This window comes from Microbacterium testaceum StLB037 (assembly GCF_008763945.1).
Classification (GTDB): domain Bacteria; phylum Actinomycetota; class Actinomycetes; order Actinomycetales; family Microbacteriaceae; genus Microbacterium; species Microbacterium testaceum_G.
Genome location: NZ_VTQH01000002.1, coordinates 218,602 through 239,189, shown reverse-complemented (window position 1 = coordinate 239,189; position 20,588 = coordinate 218,602). Strand labels below are relative to the sequence as shown.

The following is a 20,588-nucleotide window of genomic DNA, read 5'->3' as shown; positions in this document are numbered from 1 at the left end:
TCTCGTGACGCTCCGCACCACGGTGCCGCCCCGCGCCCCGCGCGAACGCCAGCGGCGCCGCCCCTGTTCTCGTCACACCGTCCCCGCGCTTCCCCGCCGTCACGAGAACAGGGCGATACACCGAGAACAGGCCGAAACCGGCGCGAATGGCCTGTCCCCGCCGCGCCCCCTGTTCTCGTGACGCCCGACACCACGGTGCCGCCCCGCGCCCCGCACCAACGCCAGCGGCGCCGCTCCTCGGGGGACGGCGCCGCTGTCGTATCCGGAGCTCAGGCCCCGATGCCGCGGATCGGCGGGTGGTGGAACGTGTCGCCGAAGGCGCGCTCCGAGGCCCCCTCGCGGTCGAGGTAGGGCGACGCCCCGCCGTCGATGAACGGCCAGCCCGCGCCGAGGATGAGGCACAGGTCGATGTCCTGCACCTCGGGGACGACGCCCTCATCCAGCATGATCTTGATCTCCTGCGCGAGGCCGTCCTGCACGCGGCCGAGGATCGTCTCGGGCGCGACGGGCGTCTTACCGGTGACGAGCACCTTCTGCGCGGCCTTGGTCCAACCGGTCACGCGGCCGCCCTTGTCCTTCTCGACGACCTCGGGCAGGGCCGCGAGCTCGTGGAAGTTCTCCGACGAGAAGAACCGCTCGGGGAAGGCATGGGCCATCGTGTCCTGCACGTGAGCGGCGACCTTCCAGCCGACGAGGTCGATCAGCTGGAACGGCCCCATCGGCAGCCCGAGCGGCGCGAACGCCTTCTCGACCACCGTGATGGGTGTGCCCTCGTACACGGCGCGCGCTGCCTCGCCCATGACCTTCGCCAGCAGGCGGTTCACGACGAAGCCCGGCGCGTCGGCGGTGAGCACCGCATTCTTGCCCAGGCCCTTGGCCACCACGAAAGCGGTCGACAGCGCGGCGTCGGAGGTGGCATCCGTCTTCACGACCTCGATGAGCGGCATGACCGCGACGGGGTTGAAGAAGTGGAAGCCCACCAGCCGCTCGGGGTTCTGCAGCACCGAGCCGATCTCGGCGACCGAGAGCGACGAGGTGTTGGTCGCGAGGATCGCGTCGTCGGCGACGATCTTCTCGATGGCCGAGAACACCTCCTGCTTCACGCCCACCTCTTCGAACACGGCCTCGATGACGAAGTCGCAGTCGGCGAACTCCGAGCGGTCGGTGGTGCCGTGCACGAGCGCGCGCAGCTGGTTCGCCGTGTCGCCGTCGAGGCGCCCCTTGGCCTCGAGCTTGCCGATCTCTTCCCGAATGGATGCCACGCCCTTGTCGACCCGGCCCTGATCGAGGTCGGTGATGATCACGGGCACCCGGAGCTTGCGCACGAACAGCAGCGCGAACTGCGAGGCCATGAGCCCCGCGCCGATGACGCCGACCTTGGTGACCTTCTTCGCGAGCGCCTTATCGGGGGCACCGACCGGACGCTTGGCGCGCTTCTGCACGAGGTCGAAGGCATACATGGATGCCGCGAACTGATCGCCCGTGATGAGCTCGGCCAGTGCCTCGTCCTCGCGCGCGAAGCCCTCTGCCTTCGTGCCGCTCTTGGCCTTGTCGAGCAGGTCGAGCGCGACGTAGGGGGAGCGGGGCACGGTGCCGATCTTCGACTCGAGCATGCCGCGGGCCATCTTGATCGCGATGGGCCACTTGGTCAGGCGCTCGAGCTTGCCCGGCTCGTTCTTGCGCTCGACGCGGACCCGACCGGTGAGCACGCCATCGGCCCAGCGCAGCGAGTCCTCGAGGTAGCTGGCCGCGGGGAAGATGGCATCCATGATCCCGAGATCGAACGCCTGCTGCGGCTTGAGCATGCGGTTCTGCTTGAGCGGGTTCGAAATGATGACCTCGAGCGCGTTCTCGATGCCGATGAGGTTCGGCAACAGGTAGGCACCGCCCCAGCCCGGGATGATGCCGAGGAACACCTCGGGCAGCGCGATCGCCGCGGCGGAGGCGTCTACCGTGCGATACGTCGAGTTCAGCGCGATCTCGAGACCGCCGCCGAGGGCGAGGCCGTTCACGAACGCGAACGAGGGGACGCCGAGCTCCGACAGCGAGCCGATGATCTGGTGTCCGCGCTGCGCGATGAGGCGAGCGACCTCTTTCGAGGGCAGCTTCGCCACGTCCGACAGGTCGGCGCCGGCGGCGAGGATGTACTGCTTGCCGGTGATCGCGACGGCGTGGATCTCGCCGGCGGCCGCGCGCTTCTTCAGAGACTCGAGCGTCTGCCCGAGCTCGGCGAGGGTCGCGGGCCCCAGCGTATTGGGCCGGGTGTGGTCGCGGCCGTTGTCGAGCGTGATCAGCGCAAGCACGTTGCCCGAGGGCAGCCGAACGTCGCGGACGGGGGAGTGGGTCACCACCTCGTCGCCGGTGAGGGCGTCGAGGGGCGTGAAGTCGATGGATGCGTAGTCGGTCACTTGCGCTTCTTCTTTCCGTCGAAGAACGGGTTCTCCCAGATGACCGAGCCGCCCTGGCCCAGCCCCACGCACATGGCCGTCAGGCCGTAGCGCACGTCGGGACGCTCGGCGAACTGCGCCGCCAGCTGGATCATGAGACGGACTCCGGATGCCGCGAGCGGGTGGCCCAGGGCGATGGCGCCGCCCCAGGGATTCACGCGCGGGTCGTCGTCGGCGATGCCGAAGTGATCGAGCAGCGAGATCACCTGGATGGCGAACGCCTCGTTGAGCTCGAACAGGCCGATGTCGTCGATCGTGAGTCCGGCCTTCTTGAGGGCCTTCTCGGTCGAGGGGATGGGGCCGATGCCCATGATCTCGGGCTCGACGCCGGCGAACGCGAACGAGACCATGCGCATCTTGGGCGCCAGACCGAACTCCTTCACGGCGTCGCCGCCCGCGAGCAGGCTGATGGTCGCACCGTCCGTGAGGGGCGACGACGTGCCGGCCGTGACGCGTCCGTGGGGACGGAACGGGGTCTTGAGCGTCGCGAGACCCTCGAGCGTGGTCTCGGGGCGGCGCCCCTCGTCCTCGGTGGCGAGGCCCCAGGCGCCCTCGGCGTTCTTCACGGCCACGGGCACGAGGTCGGGCTGGATCTTGCTCGCGTCGTACGCGGCCTGCACCTTGTGCTGGCTGGCGACACCGAAGCGGTCCGCGCGCTCCTTCGTGAGGTGCGGGAAACGGTCGTGGATGCGCTCGGCGGTGACACCCATGTTCAACGCGCCCGGGTCGACGAGCTTCTCGGCCACGAAGCGGGGGTTGGGGTCGACGTTCCCGCCGATGGGGTGGCGGCCCATGTGCTCGACACCACCGGCGAGGGCGAGGTCGTACATGCCGACGCCGATCGAGGCGCCCATCGTGGTGACGCTCGTCATCGCGCCGGCGCACATGCGCTCGATCGCCAGGCCCGGCACGGTCATCGGGAGCCCCGCGAGGATCGCCGCCGTGCGCCCCAGGGTGAGCCCCTGGTCACCGGTCTGCGACGTCGCGGCGATCGCCACGTCGTCGATCCGGTCCTTCGGCACGTCGCCGTTGCGCTCCATCAGACCGATGATCGCCTTGACCACCAGATCGTCGGCGCGCGTATTCCAGTACATGCCCTTTTCGCCGGCGCGCCCGAACGGGGTGCGCATTCCATCGACGAAGAAGACGTCCGTCATCTCGGCCACTCTGCCTCCATTGTTTGGGATGACCCCAGCCTAGGAAGGCGGATTCGACGGAATAAATCGGTTGTCCGAACCTACGAATCCGTGGCAGACCCGTCGTCGTCCGCGTTGAGGGAAGCTACAAAGCTATCGACGATCACCTGTGCAGTCTGGTCAATCTGCCAGGGGCGAGCGCCGAGCTCTGCGAGAGCCGCGCCGACCGCCTCGACCGTCGTCTCCGCCGGCGGCGCCCACGCCACGCGGCGCAGCGTCTCGGGGGTGAGGAGGTTCTCGGTCGGCATCCGCAGCTCTTCCGCGCGCGCTTCGACGGCGGGCCGGGCTTTCTTCAGCCGCCGGTCGGCCTCGGGGTTGCGGTCCGCCCACGCTCGCGGCGGGGGAAGGGTGTCGCTGGGTACGCGGTCGGCGGGCAGATCGGTCGACTCGCGACCGGCGACGATCGCGTTCCACCACCGGTCGAGCTGCGTGCGGCTCGCTCGACCGTTGAACTCCTTCACGCCCGCGAGCGCCTGCTTGGTCTGCGGGTCGGCGAGCACCGCGGCCACGAGGGCACGGTCGGGAACGAGCCGGCCCGGAGCGATGTCCTGCTCGCGGGCGTAGTCCTCGCGCGCCTGCCAGAGCGACCGCGCGACGGCCAGGGAGCGGCGGCCGCGCACGCTGTGCAGGCCGCTGAGCCGTCGCCACGGGTCATCGCGCGGCGGCTTGGGCTCGCGGTCGAGGACGGCCTGGAACTCCTGGCGGGCGATCTCGGTCTTGCCCTGCTCGGTCAGCTCCGCGTCGAGCACGTCGCGGACGTCGACGAGGTGCTCGACGTCGAGAGCGGCGTACTCGAGCCAGGATGCCGGCAGCGGGCGCGTCGACCAGTCCGCGGCCGAGTGGGCCTTGGCCAGGGTGATGCCGAGCGTCTGCTCGACGACGGCGCCCAGGCCCACGCGCTCGTGACCGAGAAGGCGCGAGCCCAGCTCGGTGTCGAAGATGCGCGGGGGCTCGAGGCCCCGCTCGCGCAGCGACGGCAGGTCCTGGCTCGCGGCGTGGAAGACCCACTCGACGTCGCCGATGGCGGCCTGCAGCGGCGAAAAATCCTCGATCGTCGAGGGGTCGAACAGGAACACCCCGGCCTCGCGGCGGAACACCTGGATCAGGTAGGCGCGCTGCGAGTAGCGGAAGCCCGAGGCGCGCTCGACGTCGACCGCGACGGGACCGCTCCCCGCGGCCAGGGTCTCGCAAGCGGCGAGGAAGCTCTCGGCATCCTCGATGACGATGTACTCAACCACGCGTGGGCCTCCGGGCTCCGAGAACAGCGACGCCCTCCGACCCCGGGGGGAGGCCGGCGAGCATGCACACGAGCTCCGCCCACGCCTCGAGGTGCGGGCGGAAGGGACCGCGCGGCGACCACGACGCGCGAAGTTCGATCTGCGACCCCTCGCCCTGGGCGGCCAGGGCCCCGAAGCCGGTGGAGAGGGTCTTGGTGGCGGTGCCCGACTCCGAGTGCCGCTGCGCCCCGCGCGAGTCCAGCGCGTCGATCAGCCACGACCAGGCGACCTCGGCCAGCAGGGGATCGACGCCGATCTCGGGCTCGAGCGGAGCCTGCGCGAAGCACACGATGCGCCACGCGCCGCCCCAGGGCTCGGGCTCTTCGGGATCGTGCAGCAGGATGAAGCGCCCGGTCCCGAAGGGGGAATCGGTGGCGTGCTCCTCGGGCCGCACGTCTCCCGCGAGAGCGAGAGAGAACGGGGCGAGGCCGGAGGGCGACGGGATCTGACGGACGACGAGATCGTCGCGGAACGCCGTGTCGCGCACCTCGGCGACGGCTCGCGCGAAGGGGCTGTCGGCCTCCGCCGGGCGCTGGTCACTCACGGCCACAGACTAGAGTGAGGCCTCGATGAACGCTCCCAGGCGCGCCGCGGGTCCTCGCGCATCGCAGCGCACGACCGCCGCCCTGCGCCTCACCCTGTCGGCTCTCGGCCTCGCCCTCGCCGCCTCGGGCACCGCTCTCGGGGCCGTCTCGCTCCGCGTGGCGCGCACGGTCGTCCAGCCCGCGGGGCGTCGCCCCGACACGCGCATCGTGCGGCTCGACGCCGCCGCGCAGACCATCACCCTGGAGCGCACCCCCGATACCGCGCTGCCCGGTCGGTACGGCCTGTTCACCGTCGGGTCGACCGACTATCTGCGCCTCGGCTCCATCGTGAGCGAAGACGCGGAAACCGTCACCCGCAAGCTCCTCACGCACGTGCCCGCCGACGGAGACCTCGCCGCCGAGGCCGCCTTCAGCGGCTGGTACTTCGACCGACCCGAAGACCTCCTGCTCCCGTTCCACGCGCTCGACATCGACACCGGCGTCGGGGCCTGCCCGGCGTGGGAATTCCCGGCGGACGTCGACACCGACGTGTGGGTCGTGCAGGTGCACGGGCGCGGCACGACCCGGTCCGAGACCCTGCGCGCGGTTCCGGCCTTCCACGCGCTCGGCATCACGAGCCTGGTGGTGTCGTACCGCAACGACGGCGACGCTCCCCGCAGCCCCTCGGGCACCTACGCCCTGGGCGCGACCGAGTGGCGCGACGTCGACGCCGCGATCGGCTATGCCCGTCGCCACGGGGCTCGCCGCGTGCTCCTGATGGGCTGGTCGATGGGCGGAGCGCTGTCGCTGCAGGCCGCCCTCGAGTCGCCGCACGCCGACGTCATCGCCGGGCTCGTGCTCGACTCGCCCGTGGTCGACTGGCGCACGGTACTGCGGTTCCAGGGCCGCGCCATGCGCCTGCCGCAACCGGTGATCGCTCTGGCCCAACGCACGCTCGGCTCCACCTGGGGAGCCGCCGCGTTGCGCAGCGGCGAACCGATACCCCTCGACCGCCTCGACGGCGTCGCGCGGTCCGCCGAGCTGCGGCATCCGGTGCTCATCCTCCACAGCGACGACGACGGGTTCGTCCCCTCGGACGCCTCGCACGCGCTCGCGGACGCACGCCCCGATCTGGTGACGATGGAGACGTTCTCGATCGCCCGCCACACGAAGCTCTGGAACTACGACGAGACGCGCTGGAGCACCGCGATCCAGGATTGGGTACGACGCCAGGGACTCGCCCGAAGTTGATCCGGGATGCCGAGCCCCGGCGGAGCGGAAGGCTCAGGCCTCGCGCTTCGCGCGCACCTGGCGCTTGGCGCGCATGAGCATGCCGGTCATGCCGGCGATGCGCAGCGGGCTCACGGCGCGGGTGAGGCCGATGCTCTGCGGGAAGTCGTCGGGCACGGCGAGCACCTCGTCGGCGCCGAGGCCGGTGAGTCCCTGCGCGAGGATGCTGGCGAAGCCGCGAGTGGTCGGTGCCTCGGCCGGGGCCGTGGCGTGCATCGCGACTCGATCGTCATCGTCGACCGTGACGATGATGAAGACGGGGGACTGGCACTCCACGACGCGCTCACGCAGCTCGGGGTGATCGGCCAGGTCGGCCGGCACCTCGGGCAGCTCCTGCGAGAACTCCAGCAGCAGCTGCAAGCGGTCGGGCTCGTCGAGCTCGAGGAACTCGTCGCGGATCTCGGCGAGGCGGGCGGGGAGGGCGTTGTCGGTCATCACCGTCATCCTCCCACGCCCGCGACGAGCCGGCTCAGCGTCCGGGGACCTCGCCGGGCTCGGAACCCGAGACGATCGGCACGCGCACCGCGCTGCCCCACTCGGTCCACGAGCCGTCGTAGTTGCGCACGTCGTCGAAACCGAGCAGGTGCTTCAGCACGAACCAGGTGTGGCTCGAACGCTCGCCGATGCGGCAATACGCGACGATCTTGTCACCGTCGGCCAGACCCGCGCCGTCGCGGTAGATCGCGTCGAGCTCCGCGCGCGACTTGAAGCCGCCGTCCTCGGCGACCGCCTTGCCCCACGGCACGCTCTGCGCGCTCGGGATGTGGCCGGCGCGCAGGGCGCCCTCCTCGGGGTAGGCGGGGGCGGTGGTCCGCTCGCCCGAATACTCCTCGGGGGAGCGCACGTCGATGAGGGGGTTGCCGAGGTGAGCGAGCACGTCGTCCTTGTACGCGCGCAGCACCGAGTCGTCGCGCTCGACGACCGGGTAGTCCGTGGCCTCGACGACCGTCTTGTCGGTGGTGATCGGGCGGCCCTCGGCGATCCACTTGTCACGGCCGCCGTCGAGCAGACGCACGTCGTCGTGACCGAAGAGCGAGAAGACCCACAGGGCGTACGCGGCCCACCAGTTGTTCTTGTCGCCGTAGATCACCACGGTGTCGTCGCGCGAGATGCCCTTGCTGCTCAGCAGCTTCGCGAAGCCCTCGCCGTCGACGTAGTCGCGCACGACCGGGTCGTTCAACTCGGTGTGCCAGTCGACCTTCACGGCGCCGGGGATGTGGCCCGTCTCGTAGAGCAGCACGTCTTCGTCGGATTCCACGACCACGAGGCCGGGCTGACCGAGACGCTGCTGCAGCCATTCACCCGTGACGAGCCGGCCGGGCTCGGCGTAGTCGGCGAACTTGGGGGACGTGGTGTCGAACTCGACGGTCACGGATGCTCCTCGGTCAAGGCGGTGGATGGCGCGGCATAGGGTGGACACCGCACCATCGACCCTAGATCCGCGGCATGGGGCACGCACCCTCCCCGTAAGACTTGGACACAGGACGGCCATGACCTCCACTCCCGCCACGACCGGCCTCATCCACCTCACCGAGCGCGATCCCGCGGTCTCGGGTGCCGAGATGGTGAACGCCCTCGTTCCGCCGCCGCAGTTCAATGGCGCGACGTTCGAGTCGTACCGCGCCGACGACGCCTACCCCTCGCAGCAGGAGGCGAAAGAACTGCTGCAGCAGTTCGCGGGGAAGCAGTCCGCCCCCGCCAAGAAGGGCGGCTTCTTCCGCCGCGCCGAGAAGGTCGCCCCCGTCAAGCCCGGCGTGTACCTCGACGGCGGCTTCGGCGTCGGGAAGACCCACCTCCTGGCCTCTATCTACCACGCCATGCCCGCCCGCCGGAAGTACTTCGGTTCGTTCATCGAGTACACCGCCCTCGTCGGCGTGCTCGGCTACGCCAAGGCCGTCGAGCTCTTCCGCGGCTCCGATCTGCTCTGCATCGACGAGTTCGAACTCGACGACCCGGGCGACACGATGGTCATGACGCGCCTGCTCGGCGAGCTCGTGGCATCCGGAACCCGGCTCGCCGCGACCTCGAACACCCCGCCGAACGCGCTGGGCGAGGGGCGCTTCGCCGCCCAGGACTTCCTGCGCGAGATCCAGTCGATGTCCGACAGCTTCCGCACGATCCGCATCGACGGCACCGACTTCCGCCAGCGCGCGATCGACGGCGAGGCGAAGGTGCTGTCCGACGAGGGATATCGAGAGGCGATGGATGCCGCGGCCTCGGGCTCCGTGGCATCCGACGACGCCTTCTCCGACCTCGTCGGCCACCTGGCACGCGTGCACCCGTCCCGCTTCATCCGTCTGATCGACGGGGTCGACGTGATCGGCCTGCGCGACGTGCAGGTGCTGCACGACCAGTCGGCCGCCCTGCGCCTGGTGGCGTTCGTCGACCGCGCCTACGACGCGCAGATCCCGATCCGCGCGACCGGCGTGCCGCTGAACACCGTGTTCAGCGACGAGATGCTGGGCGGGGGCTACCGCAAGAAGTACCTGCGCGCAGTGTCGCGACTGGTCGCCCTGACGCATTCCTGAGCGGCCTTCATCACCGGTTCGCGGGCGCACGAAACGCGATGTTTACCGGAACGGGCCGCCTGTAACACGTCCGAAACACGGGGCGAACGACGACGGAACCGGGGCTGGGAACACTGAGGGGACCCGACGCTTTACCTGCGTCCCTGCAGAGAGGTTCCCTCCGAGATGGATCAAGGCAACACCGCATTCATCCTGATAGCAGCCGCCCTCGTGCTGCTGATGACGCCAGGACTCGCGTTCTTCTACGGCGGACTCGTCAAGGCCAAGAGCGTCATCAGCATGATGATGATGAGCTTCGGCGCGATGGGTCTGATGGGCGTCCTGTGGGTGCTCTACGGCTACGCGATCGCGTTCCCCGCGACCGAGGCCGGCACCACCAACGTCCCCTGGCTGATCGACTTCAACGAGCTGAGCCTCTCGGGTGTCCTCGAGACGCCGGAGGGCGCCGCTTACCCGCCGCTCGCCTTCGTCGCCTTCCAGGCCACCTTCGCGATCATCACGGTCGCCCTCGTCTCCGGCGCCATCGCCGACCGCGCCAAGTTCGGCGCGTGGATGATCTTCGCCGGCATCTGGGCGACGGTGGTCTACTTCCCGGTCGCGAGCTGGGTCTTCAACTTCGGCCTCGCCGAGGACGGCACCTTCAGCTACGGCGGTTGGATCACCCACGGTCTGCAGGACGTCTTCGGCGTCGGCGCGATCGACTTCGCCGGTGGTACGGCGGTCCACATCAACGCCGGTGCGGCCGCTCTCGCCCTGGCCCTGGTCCTGGGCAAGCGCGTCGGCTTCCAGAAGGGCGCCCACGTCCCCCACAACCCGCCGTTCGTCCTGCTCGGCGCGGGCCTGCTGTGGTTCGGCTGGTTCGGCTTCAACGCCGGCTCCGAGCTCGCCGCCGACGGCACCGCCGCTCTCGCGTTCGTCAACACCATCGCCGCTCCCGCCGCAGCCCTGCTCGCCTGGCTGATCGTCGAGAAGGTCAAGGACGGCAAGCCCACCTCGGTCGGCGCCGCCTCCGGTGCGGTCGCGGGTCTGGTCGCCATCACCCCGGCCTGCGCCGCCCTCACGCCCTTCTGGGCGATCGTCCTCGGCCTCGTCGCCGGAGCCGTCTGCGCGCTGGCCATCGAGCTGAAGTTCAAGCTCGGCTTCGACGACTCGCTGGACGTCGTCGGCATCCACCTCGTGGGTGGTCTGATCGGAACGCTGTACCTCGGCTTCTTCGCCAACGGCTCGGGCCTCATCTACAGCGGTTCGCTGAACCAGCTGATCGTCCAGGCGATCGCGGCCTTCGCGGTGCTGGCGTACTCGTTCGTGCTCGCCTTCGCCATCGGCTTCGCGATCGAGAAGACCATCGGCTTCCGCGTCAAGAACGAGGACGAGATCGCGGGCATCGACACCGTCGTGCACGGCGAAGAGGGCTACGTCCTCTCCGACGTCCGCGGCTGACACCCGCCTCACCCCGAACGGGGCGTCGCCGATTCGTCGGCGGCGCCCCGTTCCGCGTGCCTAGGGTGTGGGTATGGGTACCGCGTCTCGTCTGCTGTCCACCGTCCTGGGCATGTTCCGTTCCACACCGACGGCCCCGCCCGCGCGCCGCTCCGCCCCCGCGCGTCCCGCGTCGCGGCCGAGTGCGCCCCCAGCGACCGAGACGGTGGAGATCGCCCCGCCGAAGCGCCTGACGCTGTCGTACGCACCCGAACGCGACAACGCCCCCGACGGCGGCGAGATCGTGTGGACGTGGGTTCCGTACGAAGAGCGCGACGGGCGCGGCAAGGACCGACCCGTCCTCGTCATCGGTCGAGCGGATGCCACCCGCTCGTACGCCGTACGACTGACGAGCAAGCCGCACGACGGCGACCGACAGTACCTGTCCCTGGGAACGGGGGAGTGGGACCCCCAGCGCCGCCCCTCGTGGGTCGACATCGAGCAGCTCTATCTGGTACATGACGCGGGCATGCGGCGCGAGGCGGCCGCCCTGGACCGCACGCGCTTCGACGCCGTCGCCTCCGCCCTCGCGGCGCGATACGGGTGGTCGCGCCGCTGACGCCACCGCTCCTCCCGCCCGGGCCGGCGCGGAGCCCTTCGTGAGAGCAACGTGAGAGTTCTCTCATCTGGCGGAATTCGTCACGGCCGGGCGTTCGTTCTCGGGCAGGCTCTCGGTACATTTCTGCCGTGCCGTTGGATCCCGATGAGTCGTTCGCACAGGTCGAAGCCGACGTTCGGCGTGCCGAGGTGCGCGCCGCGCAGATGCCGGCCTTCGAGGCGACCGTGGCAAGCATCCGCGGAACGGGCCGCTCGCGCGGCCGAGACGTCGTCGCGCAGGTGGATTCCGCGGGCCGCGTCGTCGACCTGCGGCTGAGCGAAGCCGCCCTCGCCCGAGGGGCGCAGCGCCTGAGCGCCGAGATCCTCGCGACCATCCGCCAGGCCGAGGCCGATGCCCGCGAGAGCACGCTCACGGCTGTGGCCGACCTGCTCGGCGCCGACGACCCCATCGTCGCGCAGTTGCGCGATGCCGAACCCGCCTCGCCCGAGAGGACTCTTCATGGCCGATGACATCGCCGTCGACTTCGATCGACTCCGCCAGCACGCCGCTTTCGTCGACTCCCTCGTGGGCGATGTCGGATCGGCCCTCTCCGTCCTCCGCGGCGGCGATCTGCTCCCCGAGGCGTTCGGTCTGCTGTGCGCCTTCCTGGTGCCCCCCGGGCTCGCTCTGTCGGCGGCCGCCACGGGGCTGCTGGGCGAGGACCAATCCCTCCTCCTGCGCACCGCCGGAGAGCTGCGTCAGACCGCCGACCAGTGGGAGCAGTTCGAGAGCGACACCATCGCGACGATCCGGTCGCTCGAGTCGGCGATGGGGGCGTGATGACCACCGTCGCCCCCGGCACCACCTTCTCGGGCACCCGCGTGATCGAATCGGGCCGCGCTTTGGCCGAGGCTCTGAAGAGCGGCCACTGGCTCGAGGGAGGTATGGCCTTTCTCGACACCCTGGGAGATGCGGCTGCCGCGCTGAGCGATCCCATCGGCACTCTGACCTCGTGTGGTCTCGGCTGGGTCATGGAGCATCTCAAGCCCCTGAGCACCTGGCTCGAGCAGCTCGCCGGCAGCGCCTCGAACGTCGCGTCCGTGGCGTCGCAGTGGGTCTCCGCCGGATCGTCGATGCGTCAGGCCGGTGCCGACCTCACCCGCCGCCTGAGCGATCTCGACGGGATGAGCGGCGGCAGCATCGCCGCGTACGTACGCTTCGCCACCGACGCCGCGGCTCACCTCGGAGCCTCGGGGGAGTGGGCCGAGGCCGCCGCGAGCGGCCTGACTTCCGCCTCGACCCTGGTGGCGAAGATGCAGGGCGTCGTGAAGTCGGCGATCTCGAAGGTCATCGCGACCGCGATCGAGGCGATGGCGGTGGTCGCGGCCTCGTTCGGTCTCGGCATGGGCTACGCCATCGCGCGCGTCGTGATGAAGGTCAACGAGATGGTCAACAAGGTCGTCCGGCCCCTGCGCGCCGTCCTCGGCTCGGTGAAGGCCCTGACCGGTCTCGTGCAGCAGTTGCGCGGCGTCTTCGACCGGACGTCGACCACGACCGCCGCGGCCCTGCAGAAGAGCGCCCAGACCATCCGGATCGACTCCGGGGCCGTCGTCGATGCATCGGATGCCACCCGCTACGGAAACATCGCCGCACACGACCTCACCGTCAAGGGTCAGCGCGCCGACGGGGTCGCCTACCGCCCCTTCGCCGTCTCGGGCGAGCACGCCTCGGGGGATTTCTCCCTCAGCGGCTCGGGGGCGCTCTCCGGCGCCCCGACGCCGGATGGCGCCGTGATGGGTCAGGCCTCCGGCGGGGCCGGCAGTGCGGGCGGTGCACTCGGGGGAGTGTCCGCGCTCGATGCGAAGTCCGTCTCCGGCGTCCACAGCGGAAGTACCGGAGCGCTCATCGGCGGGACCGCCGGGGGAGCCGCCCTGGCTGCGACCTCGGTGTCGTCCGCTTCCGGCACGGGTCCCGGTGGCCTGCGCCCGCCGATGGCCGGGGCCGGCACCTCACAGGGAGCAGGAGCGGGGAGCCGTCAGAAGCTCGGTCAGCGCCGCCGCGATCTGCGCGTGGTCATCGAAGACGACTGACCCGCGGTTCGACGACGCCCCGGCGTCCGGCTCACGACGGCCGGGTGCCGGGGCGATTCGTCGTGGCGTGGCACGCTCCGGACGGATCGCAGGAGCACGAGCCGCGCGAAAGCGCGCCGAGCACCCCGCGGCATTCGGAAAGCAGAAAACCCCCGGAGAACCGGGGGTCTGACTGTGGGCGATGCCGGACTCGAACCGACGACCTCTTCCGTGTGAAGGAAGCGCGCTACCAACTGCGCCAATCGCCCTCATCCCGAACGGGACTCATCGATCGTACCGGATGCCGAGAGGTGCTTCGAACCAGTCCGCGAAGACACGCGCGGGCCGCGCCCCGTTTTGCGCCCGCGCTGAGATCGGGTAATGTCTTACGAGTGCTCGGGGCAAGCCCCGGGAACGAAATGCGGATGTAGCGCAGTTGGTAGCGCACAACCTTGCCAAGGTTGGGGTCGCGAGTTCGAGTCTCGTCATCCGCTCGAGTGGAGGGATCTCCGTCTGGGAAACCGGCGGAGAATCACGACACGTGGGTCGAACCACATCACGGTGGCGTGGCCGAGCGGCTAGGCACCGGCCTGCAAAGCCGTTTACACGGGTTCGAATCCCGTCGCCACCTCAACTCACAAGAGAACAGCCTGTACAGGCGCGATTGGCGCAGCGGTAGCGCGCTTCCCTGACACGGAAGAGGTCACTGGTTCGATCCCAGTATCGCGCACCACCTGAGAAGCCCCCGGTTCGCCGGGGGTTTCGTCGTTTGTGGTCCTTCATCCTTCCCGGACTGCGTCGTCTGCACGATGTGCGCCGAAGAAGGACCGGGTGTCGAACCCCGCGCGGGCCGCGACGGCGACGAGGGGGCGGGGTGATCGTTCCCGCCGCCAGAAAGGGGGGCTGCGGAGTGCCTGGCGGCGGGAACGAGACGACACTATGACGTGTCCACCGTATGGGGGACACGATCGGGAGACTCTTGCGGTCTCCTTGCGCTGATCTTGCGCTCGCTTTGAGCTTGGGGCGACCGCGCACAGTGGACGCATCGACGGCTCTCAGTATCGTGACCGGCACGTCTGCCGTCCCCGCGCAGATGCCCGGTTCCGCACCGGGCGGATCAGGAAGCGAGACCACGCGATGAGCGAAGCCCCCCTCTTCTCCACCCCGTCTGGACTCATCCGCGGTCGTCGCGACGGCTCGGTGGTGCGGGCCACCGGCATCCCCTATGCCCGTGCGGAGCGCTTCGAGAAGCCGCAGCCCGTGGCGGACCGACCCGAGGGCGACGTCCTCGATGCGGTGGACCCCGCGCCCGCCTCGCCGCAGGCCCCCACCGAACTCATCGACGCCCTGGGCGATCAGACCGGCGGGCTCCCGATCGACGAACACTGCCAGCACCTGTCGATCACGCTCCCGTCCGACCGAGCCGACGACGCGGAGCTTCTGCCGGTGATGGTGTGGGTGCACGGCGGGGGCTATACGAGCGGCGCCGGCGACCTCCCCGTGTACGACCCGGCGGTGCTCGTGACCGAGCAGAACGTCGTCGTCGTCACCGTGACCTACCGCCTCGGCGTGTTGGGGTACCTCGGCGACGGAGCGGATCGCCCCGCCAATCTCGGCCTGCTCGACCAGCTCGCCGCCTTCGAGTGGGTGCAGCGGAACATCTCGGCGTTCGGGGGAGATCCCGGCCGTGTGACAGCCTTCGGTCAGTCCGCGGGTGCCGATGCCGTCCTGCACCTCATGGCGATCGACCGCGCCCGCGGACTCTTCTCTCGCGCGATCGTGCAGAGCGCGCCGCTGGCGACCATGGGCGCGCGCACGAAGCTCGCGGCGACGATGAGCACCGCCTCCGCGCGCCTCACCCGGGACACCCCGGAGGGCGACCTGATGACCGTGCAGGCGAAGGCCCTCGGAGCCGCTCGCGGCTTCGGGCGTTTCTCGCTGATGCCGTTCGCACCGCAGCCGGGCTTCGACCCGCTCCCGCCCGAGGACGAGATCGCCGACCGGTGGTTCGAGCGGGCCGCCGGCATCCCTCTGCTCATCGGCGTGACCGCGGAGGAGACGCGTCTGTTCCTGCCGCGGGTCCCCGCGCTGGAGCGCCTCCGCGCCGTGCCGCGCCTGCACGCGCTCGCCTCGACGGCTCTCGACACCGCCATGAACGCCTTCGTGTACGGCCGGCCCGCCCGTCGCCTCGCTCGCGCCTACCGCCGCGCCGGAGGGACCGTGCTGCGCTACGTCTTCCGGTGGCGGGCGAACGAGATGTACCGCGCGTCCCACGCGATCGAGGTGCCCTTCGTGTTCGGCACCGAGACGATCGGCACGCATCTCGCCCCGTACGCCGGAGCGCGCCCCGACGATCTCGCCGAGGTGGGCCGACGCATCCGCGCCCTGTGGGGCGGCTTCGCGCACGGGCGCCTCGGTGAGATGGCATCCGTCCCGGGGGTTCTCGACCTCTACGGACAGCGAGGCGGGCCCTCGGCACAACCGGTCATGGCCGATCCGCCGGCGCGCTACGGTGACAGCATGACCGTTCCCGACACGCAGTGGCGTGAGATCGCCGCGTCGCCGTTCGTCTCGCTCGGCACATACCGCCGCAACGGTGCGCGCGTCGCCGTTCCGGTGTGGATCGCGCGCGACGGCGATGAGCTGGTCGTCACGAGCGAGCGTGCCACGGGCAAGGTCAAGCGCCTTCGCAACGACCCTCGCGTGACCCTGCAGCCCTGCAGCCGGATGGGGAAGGTGGAGCCGGATGCCATCCGGGTCGAGGCCCAGGCCCGCATCGCCGGACCCGCGACCGACGACACCCGCGCGGATGCCGCCCTCAAGCGCAAATACGGCCTCCAGTACCGCGCGATCCTCGGCTTCGAGGCCTTGGTGCGACGGGTCCAGCGCAAGCCCGGTGACCGCGTGATCCTGCGCATCTCGCGCGGCGCCTGATCCGCGGCATCCCTCCGTCCGCTGCGCGCGCCTCGTTATCCTCGAACCGCAACATCGCGCAAGGGGGTTTGCGTTCCCGGGTGTTTCGGGAGACGGTGCACGAAGAGAGAACGGTTGCCGCCCCCCGACCTCCGTGTTCCACTTCTCGCCGAGAGGCGCCGGGTCCGTGGCGGCGGTGACGGGGGTCGACATGGGCAAGTTCATCTACGACGGCAACATCAAGGTCGATTTCGAGGATCGGCTGCTCGCGCATCTGCAAGCCGTGATCATGGCGAAGGTCCGCCGCGGCGAGAGCTTCCCGTTCACGTGGAAAGACGACATGAGCACGGGCGGCGGTCGAACCACCGTCTACATCCACCCGTACGTCTCGCTGGTGTTCAAGTTCCACGGCAGCCGCACGCCGCAGCTCAGCACCCCGTGGCTGCACGCGCTGACCTACAACGCCAACTCCGGCCGCGGGCTGTACGTAGTGACCGAACCCGACGAGTTCACCCCGCGCGACGGCGCGCGGCGCGAGGAGATGGTGTTCAGCGAGGTTCCGAACGACCAGGCTCCGCACTCCGTCCACAGCTGAGCGGGGAATGGATGCCGACACCCCGGCGGTTGCACCGGTCATGAGCGACTGGACCACCGCCAAGCCGTACTTCGAGACCGACGCCGTCGCCCACCTCGCGACGCTGATGCGCGACGGCTCCCCGCACTCCATCCCGCTGTGGGTCGGGGTCGACGGCGAGCGGCTCATGCTCTTCACCGAGGTCGACACCCTCAAGGACCGCAACCTCACGCGCGACCCGCGCGTGGCCATCTCGGTCACCGCCGCCGACAACGCCTACTCGATGGCCTTCGTGCGCGGGGTGGCCGTCGAGCGGATCGACGGAGACGCCGCCCTACCCTACGTCGACCGCATCGCGCGGCTGTACACCGGCGAGGACTACGGCCTGCGCGAGGGGCTCGCCGTCTGGTTCATCGAGCCGCGCAAGGCGTGGTCGCGCTCCTACGAGGACTGAGCGCTCACCACACCAGCGGCAGGACACCCAGGAACAGGATCAGCGGGGCGATCACCGCTCCCAGCAGGACGAAACGGCTCCAGCGCACCTCGACACCCGCGGCCACGAGCCGGTCGTGCCACAGAAGGGTCGCCAGCGACGCCCACGGCGTGACGATGGGGCCGGCGTTCACGCCGATCAGCAGCGCCGCGAGGCGCGCGGGCGAGCCCGCCACCGACTCGAGGGCGAGGTAGGCGGGCAGGTTGTTGATGCCGTTCGCCGCGAGAGCGCCGACGCCCGCCACCTGCCAGAGCGAGACGAGATCGTCGCCCGAACCGGCGAGGACGGCGGTGATCCGACCGATGCCGAGCGCCTCGAGGGCACCGACGGCGAGGAAGAGGCCGCCCGCGAACACCAGGAGCGACCACGGCACCAGACGGATGCCGAGAGCCCTGGGCGCGCGCCAGGCGAACGCGGCGATGAGCACGACCGCGGCGCCGGTGGCCGGCATCCAGGGTTCGAGTCCGACGACCAGCAGCGGCAGGAGCGCGACGGTCACGATCGCCGAGACGCGCAGCAGGAGCCGATCCGAGACCTCGGGGGCGGCGGCATCCGGATACGTCTTCGGAAGGCGCCGCAGGAACACCACCGTCAGCACGATGACCGACACCGCGATCGCTATGAGCGCCGAGGGGCCCAGCAGCGCGAGGAAGGCGATCGGGTCGTGCCCGCCGCCCAGAGCCTCGGATGCCAGCAGGTTGGTGAGATTCGACACCGGCAGCACCAGCGACGCGGTGTTGGCGAGCACGACGGTGACGAACGCGAAGGGAAGGGGGTTCAGTTTGCGGGCGACGGCCATCGCCACGACCACCGGCGTCAACAGGACCGCGGTGGTGTCGAGCGAGAGAAACGCCGTCGCCACGGTGGCCAGGGCCACCACGAGCACCCACAGCAACGCCGTGCGCCCGCGCGCGAGCCTCGCCAGGCGCGCGGCCACGACGTCGAACAGCCCCGCCTTCGACGCCAGTTCGGCGACGATCGTCACCGCCACGACGAACAGCAGGATGGGCCAGACGCGGTCGGCGACGGCGAGAGCGGCGTCGGCGGGGAAGACGCCGGTGAGCAGCGCGATGATCCCGAGGACCCAGAGCACGCCGCCGATGATGGCCAAAGTCACCGCTCCACTATGAGGCACGCCGCGTGCCGCCGAGACCACGACCGCCCGGTAGCCTGGAAAGGACCCTTCAGGAGATGTTCTGTGACTGATTTCCCCGCCGATGGCTTCGCCCTCTTCCCCGACCGTTCGGTCGTCGCTCTGCGCGTGAACGGGGAGTTGAAAGACCTGGCCACGACCGTGACGGCCGCCGACCAGGTGGAGCCGGTCACCATCGACAGCGCCGACGGCCTGTCGATCCTGCGCCACTCGACCGCGCACGTGCTCGCGCAGGCCGTGCAGCGTGTCAAGCCCCAGGCCAACCTCGGTATCGGTCCGCCGGTCACCGACGGGTTCTACTACGACTTCCAGGTCGACGATCCCTTCACCCCCGACGACCTCAAGGTCATCAAGAAGGAGATGGAGCGCATCGTCCGCGAGAACCAGCGGTTCGTGCGCCGCGTCGTCACCGACGAGGAGGCCCGCGCCGAGCTCGCCGGCGAGCCGTTCAAGCTCGAGCTGATCGGCCTCAAGGGCGGATCGGCCGAGGCGGCAGAGGGCGCCTCCGTCGAGGTCGGCGCCGGCGAGCTGACGATCTACGACAACGTCACCCGCGACGGCGAGACCGCGTGGAAAGACCTCTGCCGCGGACCCCACGTGCCCGGCACGCGCCTGCTCGGCAACGGCTGGGACCTCACCCGCATCGCGGGCGCCTACTGGCGCGGCAGCGAGAAGAACCCGCAGCTGCAGCGCATCTACGGCACCGCGTGGCCCACGAAGGACGAGTTGCGCGCCTACCAGCACCGTCTCGAGGAGGCCGCCAAGCGCGACCACCGCAAGCTCGGCAAGGAGCTCGACCTGTTCTCGTTCCCCGACGAGATCGGGCCCGGGCTCTCGGTGTTCCACCCCAAGGGCGGCATCATCCGCTACGAGATCGAGCGCTACATGCGCGAGCGGCTGCTCGCGAGCGGCTACGAGGTCGTGAACACCCCGCACATCACCAAGGGCGACCTGTTCATGACGAGCGGTCACCTGCAGTGGTACGCCGACGGCATGTACCCCCCGATGGTGCTCGACGAGGTCGTGGACGCCGACGGGCACGTCTCGCGCGAGGGCCAGGAGTACTACCTGAAGCCCATGAACTGCCCGTTCCACAACCTGATCTTCCGCTCGCGCGGTCGCAGCTATCGCGAGCTGCCCCTGCGCCTCAGCGAGTTCGGGTCGGTCTACCGCTACGAGAAGAGCGGAACCCTCGCGGGCCTGACGCGCGTGCGCGGCATGACCCAGGACGACACGCACATCTACGTCACCGCCGACCAGGTGAAGGGCGAGCTGACCCACAGCCTCGACTTCGTGCTGCAGACCCTGCGGGACTACGGCCTCAACGACTTCTACCTCGAGCTGTCGACGAAGGAGGAGGGCAACCCGAAGTTCATCGGCGACGACACCCTCTGGACCGAGGCGACCGAGACGCTGCGCGAGGTCGCCGAGGCTTCGGGCCTGGAGCTCGTGCCCGACCCGGGCGGGGCGGCGTTCTACGGCCCCAAGATCTCGGTGCAGGCGCGCGATGCGATCGGGCGCACCTGGCAGATGTCGACCATCCAGCTCGACTTCAACCAGCCCGAGCGCTTTGAGCTCGAGTACACCGGCCCCGACGGCGAGAAGCATCGCCCGGTGATGATCCACCGCGCCCTGTTCGGCTCGGTCGAGCGCTTCTTCGCGATCCTGCTCGAGCACTACGCCGGCGCCTTCCCGGTGTGGCTCGCCCCCGTGCAGGTCGTGGCCGTTCCCGTCGCCGCCGAGTACGGCGACTACCTCCAGGGCATCGTCGCCGACTTGAAGTCGAAGGGCGTCCGGGCCGAGGCCGACCACAGCGACGACCGCATGCAGAAGAAGATCCGCACGCACACCACGCAGAAGGTGCCGCTCATGCTGATCGCTGGAGAGCAGGACCGCTCGAACGGGACGGTCTCATTCCGCTTCCGCGACGGCACGCAGCTCAACGGCATCCCGGTCGACGAGGCGGTCGCGCGCATCACCGGCGCGATCACCGCCCGCACCCTCGTCAACACCGCCGAGGACCTCGCGTGACGAGCGATCCGGATGCCGCTGCGGCGGGCTCGTCGCCGATGACCGGTCCGACGCCCGCCGTCGGCGGGTCCGGATC

Annotated in this window: 18 protein-coding genes and 4 tRNA genes; 14 read left to right on the top strand and 8 right to left on the bottom strand. The window is 70.1% G+C overall.

Annotated features, from left to right (window positions below; genetic code table 11):
• Nucleotides 1-269 precede the first annotated feature (269 nt).
• The 4 genes from F9B98_RS09785 to F9B98_RS09770 all read right to left on the bottom strand — a co-directional run bounded on the left by F9B98_RS09785 (nt 270) and on the right by F9B98_RS09770 (nt 5,464).
• Nucleotides 270-2,408 carry a 3-hydroxyacyl-CoA dehydrogenase NAD-binding domain-containing protein gene (locus tag F9B98_RS09785; protein ID WP_150956624.1) on the bottom strand — a complete coding sequence of 713 codons (2,139 nt, stop codon included), beginning with the start codon at nt 2,406-2,408 and terminating at the stop codon, nt 270-272.
• Nucleotides 2,405-3,613, bottom strand: coding sequence for a thiolase family protein (locus F9B98_RS09780; protein ID WP_150956621.1), 1,209 nt, complete (start codon nt 3,611-3,613; stop codon nt 2,405-2,407). Before F9B98_RS09780 ends, F9B98_RS09785 begins: the two co-directional genes overlap by 4 nt.
• Nucleotides 3,614-3,684: 71 nt before the next feature.
• A complete protein-coding gene (locus F9B98_RS09775) occupies nt 3,685-4,881 on the bottom strand; it encodes a ribonuclease D (protein WP_150956618.1) in 1,197 nt (398 codons plus the stop codon).
• A complete protein-coding gene (locus F9B98_RS09770) occupies nt 4,874-5,464 on the bottom strand; it encodes a DUF3000 domain-containing protein (RefSeq protein ID WP_150956615.1) in 591 nt (196 codons plus the stop codon). The genes F9B98_RS09775 and F9B98_RS09770 overlap by 8 nt, the downstream gene beginning before the upstream one ends.
• 25 nt (nt 5,465-5,489) lie before the next feature.
• On the opposite strand from F9B98_RS09770, the gene F9B98_RS09765 reads away from it, so the two are divergent.
• A complete protein-coding gene (locus tag F9B98_RS09765) occupies nt 5,490-6,695 on the top strand; it encodes an alpha/beta hydrolase family protein (protein WP_150956612.1) in 1,206 nt (401 codons plus the stop codon).
• Nucleotides 6,696-6,728: 33 nt separating this feature from the next.
• On the opposite strand, the gene F9B98_RS09760 is transcribed toward F9B98_RS09765, so the two are convergent.
• Together F9B98_RS09760 and F9B98_RS09755 are read right to left on the bottom strand one after the other, a co-directional pair.
• Entirely contained in the window at nt 6,729-7,169 is a 441-nt protein-coding gene (locus tag F9B98_RS09760) for a SufE family protein (protein ID WP_150956609.1), read from the bottom strand.
• A 34-nt stretch (nt 7,170-7,203) separates the two neighbouring features.
• Nucleotides 7,204-8,106, bottom strand: a complete 903-nt coding sequence (locus F9B98_RS09755) for a sulfurtransferase (protein WP_150956606.1) — start codon at nt 8,104-8,106, stop codon at nt 7,204-7,206.
• 118 nt (nt 8,107-8,224) lie between these two features.
• Between F9B98_RS09755 and zapE the strand changes: the two genes are divergently transcribed.
• The 6 genes from zapE to F9B98_RS09725 all read left to right on the top strand — a co-directional run bounded on the left by zapE (nt 8,225) and on the right by F9B98_RS09725 (nt 13,369).
• Complete coding sequence (gene zapE, locus F9B98_RS09750; RefSeq protein ID WP_150956604.1) at nt 8,225-9,262, top strand: cell division protein ZapE; 1,038 nt, start codon at nt 8,225-8,227, stop codon at nt 9,260-9,262.
• 165 nt (nt 9,263-9,427) lie between these two features.
• Nucleotides 9,428-10,702: an ammonium transporter gene (locus F9B98_RS09745; protein ID WP_150956601.1), complete on the top strand. Its 1,275-nt coding sequence runs from the start codon at nt 9,428-9,430 to the stop codon at nt 10,700-10,702.
• Nucleotides 10,703-10,775: 73 nt separating this feature from the next.
• The gene (locus tag F9B98_RS09740; RefSeq protein ID WP_150956598.1) at nt 10,776-11,300 is read left to right on the top strand and encodes a type II toxin-antitoxin system PemK/MazF family toxin; all 525 of its coding nucleotides are present in this window, start codon (nt 10,776-10,778) and stop codon (nt 11,298-11,300) included.
• A gap of 128 nt (nt 11,301-11,428) precedes the next feature.
• Nucleotides 11,429-11,809, top strand: a complete 381-nt coding sequence (locus F9B98_RS09735) for a YbaB/EbfC family nucleoid-associated protein (RefSeq protein ID WP_150956595.1) — start codon at nt 11,429-11,431, stop codon at nt 11,807-11,809.
• Nucleotides 11,799-12,119, top strand: coding sequence for a type VII secretion target (locus F9B98_RS09730; protein WP_150956592.1), 321 nt, complete (start codon nt 11,799-11,801; stop codon nt 12,117-12,119). Before F9B98_RS09735 ends, F9B98_RS09730 begins: the two co-directional genes overlap by 11 nt.
• Nucleotides 12,119-13,369, top strand: a complete 1,251-nt coding sequence (locus tag F9B98_RS09725; protein ID WP_150956589.1) for a hypothetical protein — start codon at nt 12,119-12,121, stop codon at nt 13,367-13,369. The genes F9B98_RS09730 and F9B98_RS09725 overlap by 1 nt, the downstream gene beginning before the upstream one ends.
• A gap of 175 nt (nt 13,370-13,544) precedes the next feature.
• On the opposite strand, the gene F9B98_RS09720 is transcribed toward F9B98_RS09725, so the two are convergent.
• A tRNA-Val gene (locus F9B98_RS09720) sits at nt 13,545-13,617 on the bottom strand.
• A gap of 152 nt (nt 13,618-13,769) precedes the next feature.
• Between F9B98_RS09720 and F9B98_RS09715 the strand changes: the two genes are divergently transcribed.
• The 6 genes from F9B98_RS09715 (at nt 13,770) to F9B98_RS09690 (ending at nt 17,289) form a co-directional block, all read left to right on the top strand.
• Nucleotides 13,770-13,842 (top strand) — tRNA-Gly (locus F9B98_RS09715).
• Nucleotides 13,843-13,908: 66 nt separating this feature from the next.
• Nucleotides 13,909-13,979: transfer RNA gene (locus tag F9B98_RS09710), tRNA-Cys, on the top strand.
• A 27-nt stretch (nt 13,980-14,006) separates the two neighbouring features.
• Nucleotides 14,007-14,081 (top strand) — tRNA-Val (locus tag F9B98_RS09705).
• A 404-nt stretch (nt 14,082-14,485) separates the two neighbouring features.
• A complete protein-coding gene (locus tag F9B98_RS09700) occupies nt 14,486-16,282 on the top strand; it encodes a PPOX class F420-dependent oxidoreductase (protein WP_150956586.1) in 1,797 nt (598 codons plus the stop codon).
• Between the two features lie 166 nt (nt 16,283-16,448).
• Nucleotides 16,449-16,856: an ATP-dependent DNA ligase gene (locus F9B98_RS09695; protein ID WP_318527707.1), complete on the top strand. Its 408-nt coding sequence runs from the start codon at nt 16,449-16,451 to the stop codon at nt 16,854-16,856.
• 7 nt (nt 16,857-16,863) lie between these two features.
• Nucleotides 16,864-17,289, top strand: coding sequence for a TIGR03618 family F420-dependent PPOX class oxidoreductase (locus F9B98_RS09690; protein WP_225310299.1), 426 nt, complete (start codon nt 16,864-16,866; stop codon nt 17,287-17,289).
• A 4-nt stretch (nt 17,290-17,293) separates the two neighbouring features.
• Here F9B98_RS09690 and F9B98_RS09685 read toward each other — a convergent pair whose 3' ends face one another.
• Nucleotides 17,294-18,445, bottom strand: a complete 1,152-nt coding sequence (locus F9B98_RS09685; protein WP_150956583.1) for an SLC13 family permease — start codon at nt 18,443-18,445, stop codon at nt 17,294-17,296.
• Nucleotides 18,446-18,526: 81 nt separating this feature from the next.
• Between F9B98_RS09685 and thrS the strand changes: the two genes are divergently transcribed.
• Nucleotides 18,527-20,512 carry a threonine--tRNA ligase gene (gene thrS / locus F9B98_RS09680; protein ID WP_150956580.1) on the top strand — a complete coding sequence of 662 codons (1,986 nt, stop codon included), beginning with the start codon at nt 18,527-18,529 and terminating at the stop codon, nt 20,510-20,512.
• The last annotated feature ends 76 nt before the right edge of the window (nt 20,513-20,588 follow it).

Coding starts and splice junctions, on each gene's coding strand:
- F9B98_RS09690 (WP_225310299.1), top strand. CDS start 16,864: ATGGATGCCGACACCCCGGCGGTTGCACCGGTCATGAGCGACTGGACC.
- F9B98_RS09730 (WP_150956592.1), top strand. CDS start 11,799: ATGGCCGATGACATCGCCGTCGACTTCGATCGACTCCGCCAGCACGCC.
- zapE (WP_150956604.1), top strand. CDS start 8,225: ATGACCTCCACTCCCGCCACGACCGGCCTCATCCACCTCACCGAGCGC.
- F9B98_RS09745 (WP_150956601.1), top strand. CDS start 9,428: ATGGATCAAGGCAACACCGCATTCATCCTGATAGCAGCCGCCCTCGTG.
- F9B98_RS09700 (WP_150956586.1), top strand. CDS start 14,486: ATGAGCGAAGCCCCCCTCTTCTCCACCCCGTCTGGACTCATCCGCGGT.
- F9B98_RS09765 (WP_150956612.1), top strand. CDS start 5,490: ATGAACGCTCCCAGGCGCGCCGCGGGTCCTCGCGCATCGCAGCGCACG.
- F9B98_RS09740 (WP_150956598.1), top strand. CDS start 10,776: ATGGGTACCGCGTCTCGTCTGCTGTCCACCGTCCTGGGCATGTTCCGT.
- F9B98_RS09760 (WP_150956609.1), bottom strand. CDS start 7,169: ATGACCGACAACGCCCTCCCCGCCCGCCTCGCCGAGATCCGCGACGAG.
- F9B98_RS09725 (WP_150956589.1), top strand. CDS start 12,119: ATGACCACCGTCGCCCCCGGCACCACCTTCTCGGGCACCCGCGTGATC.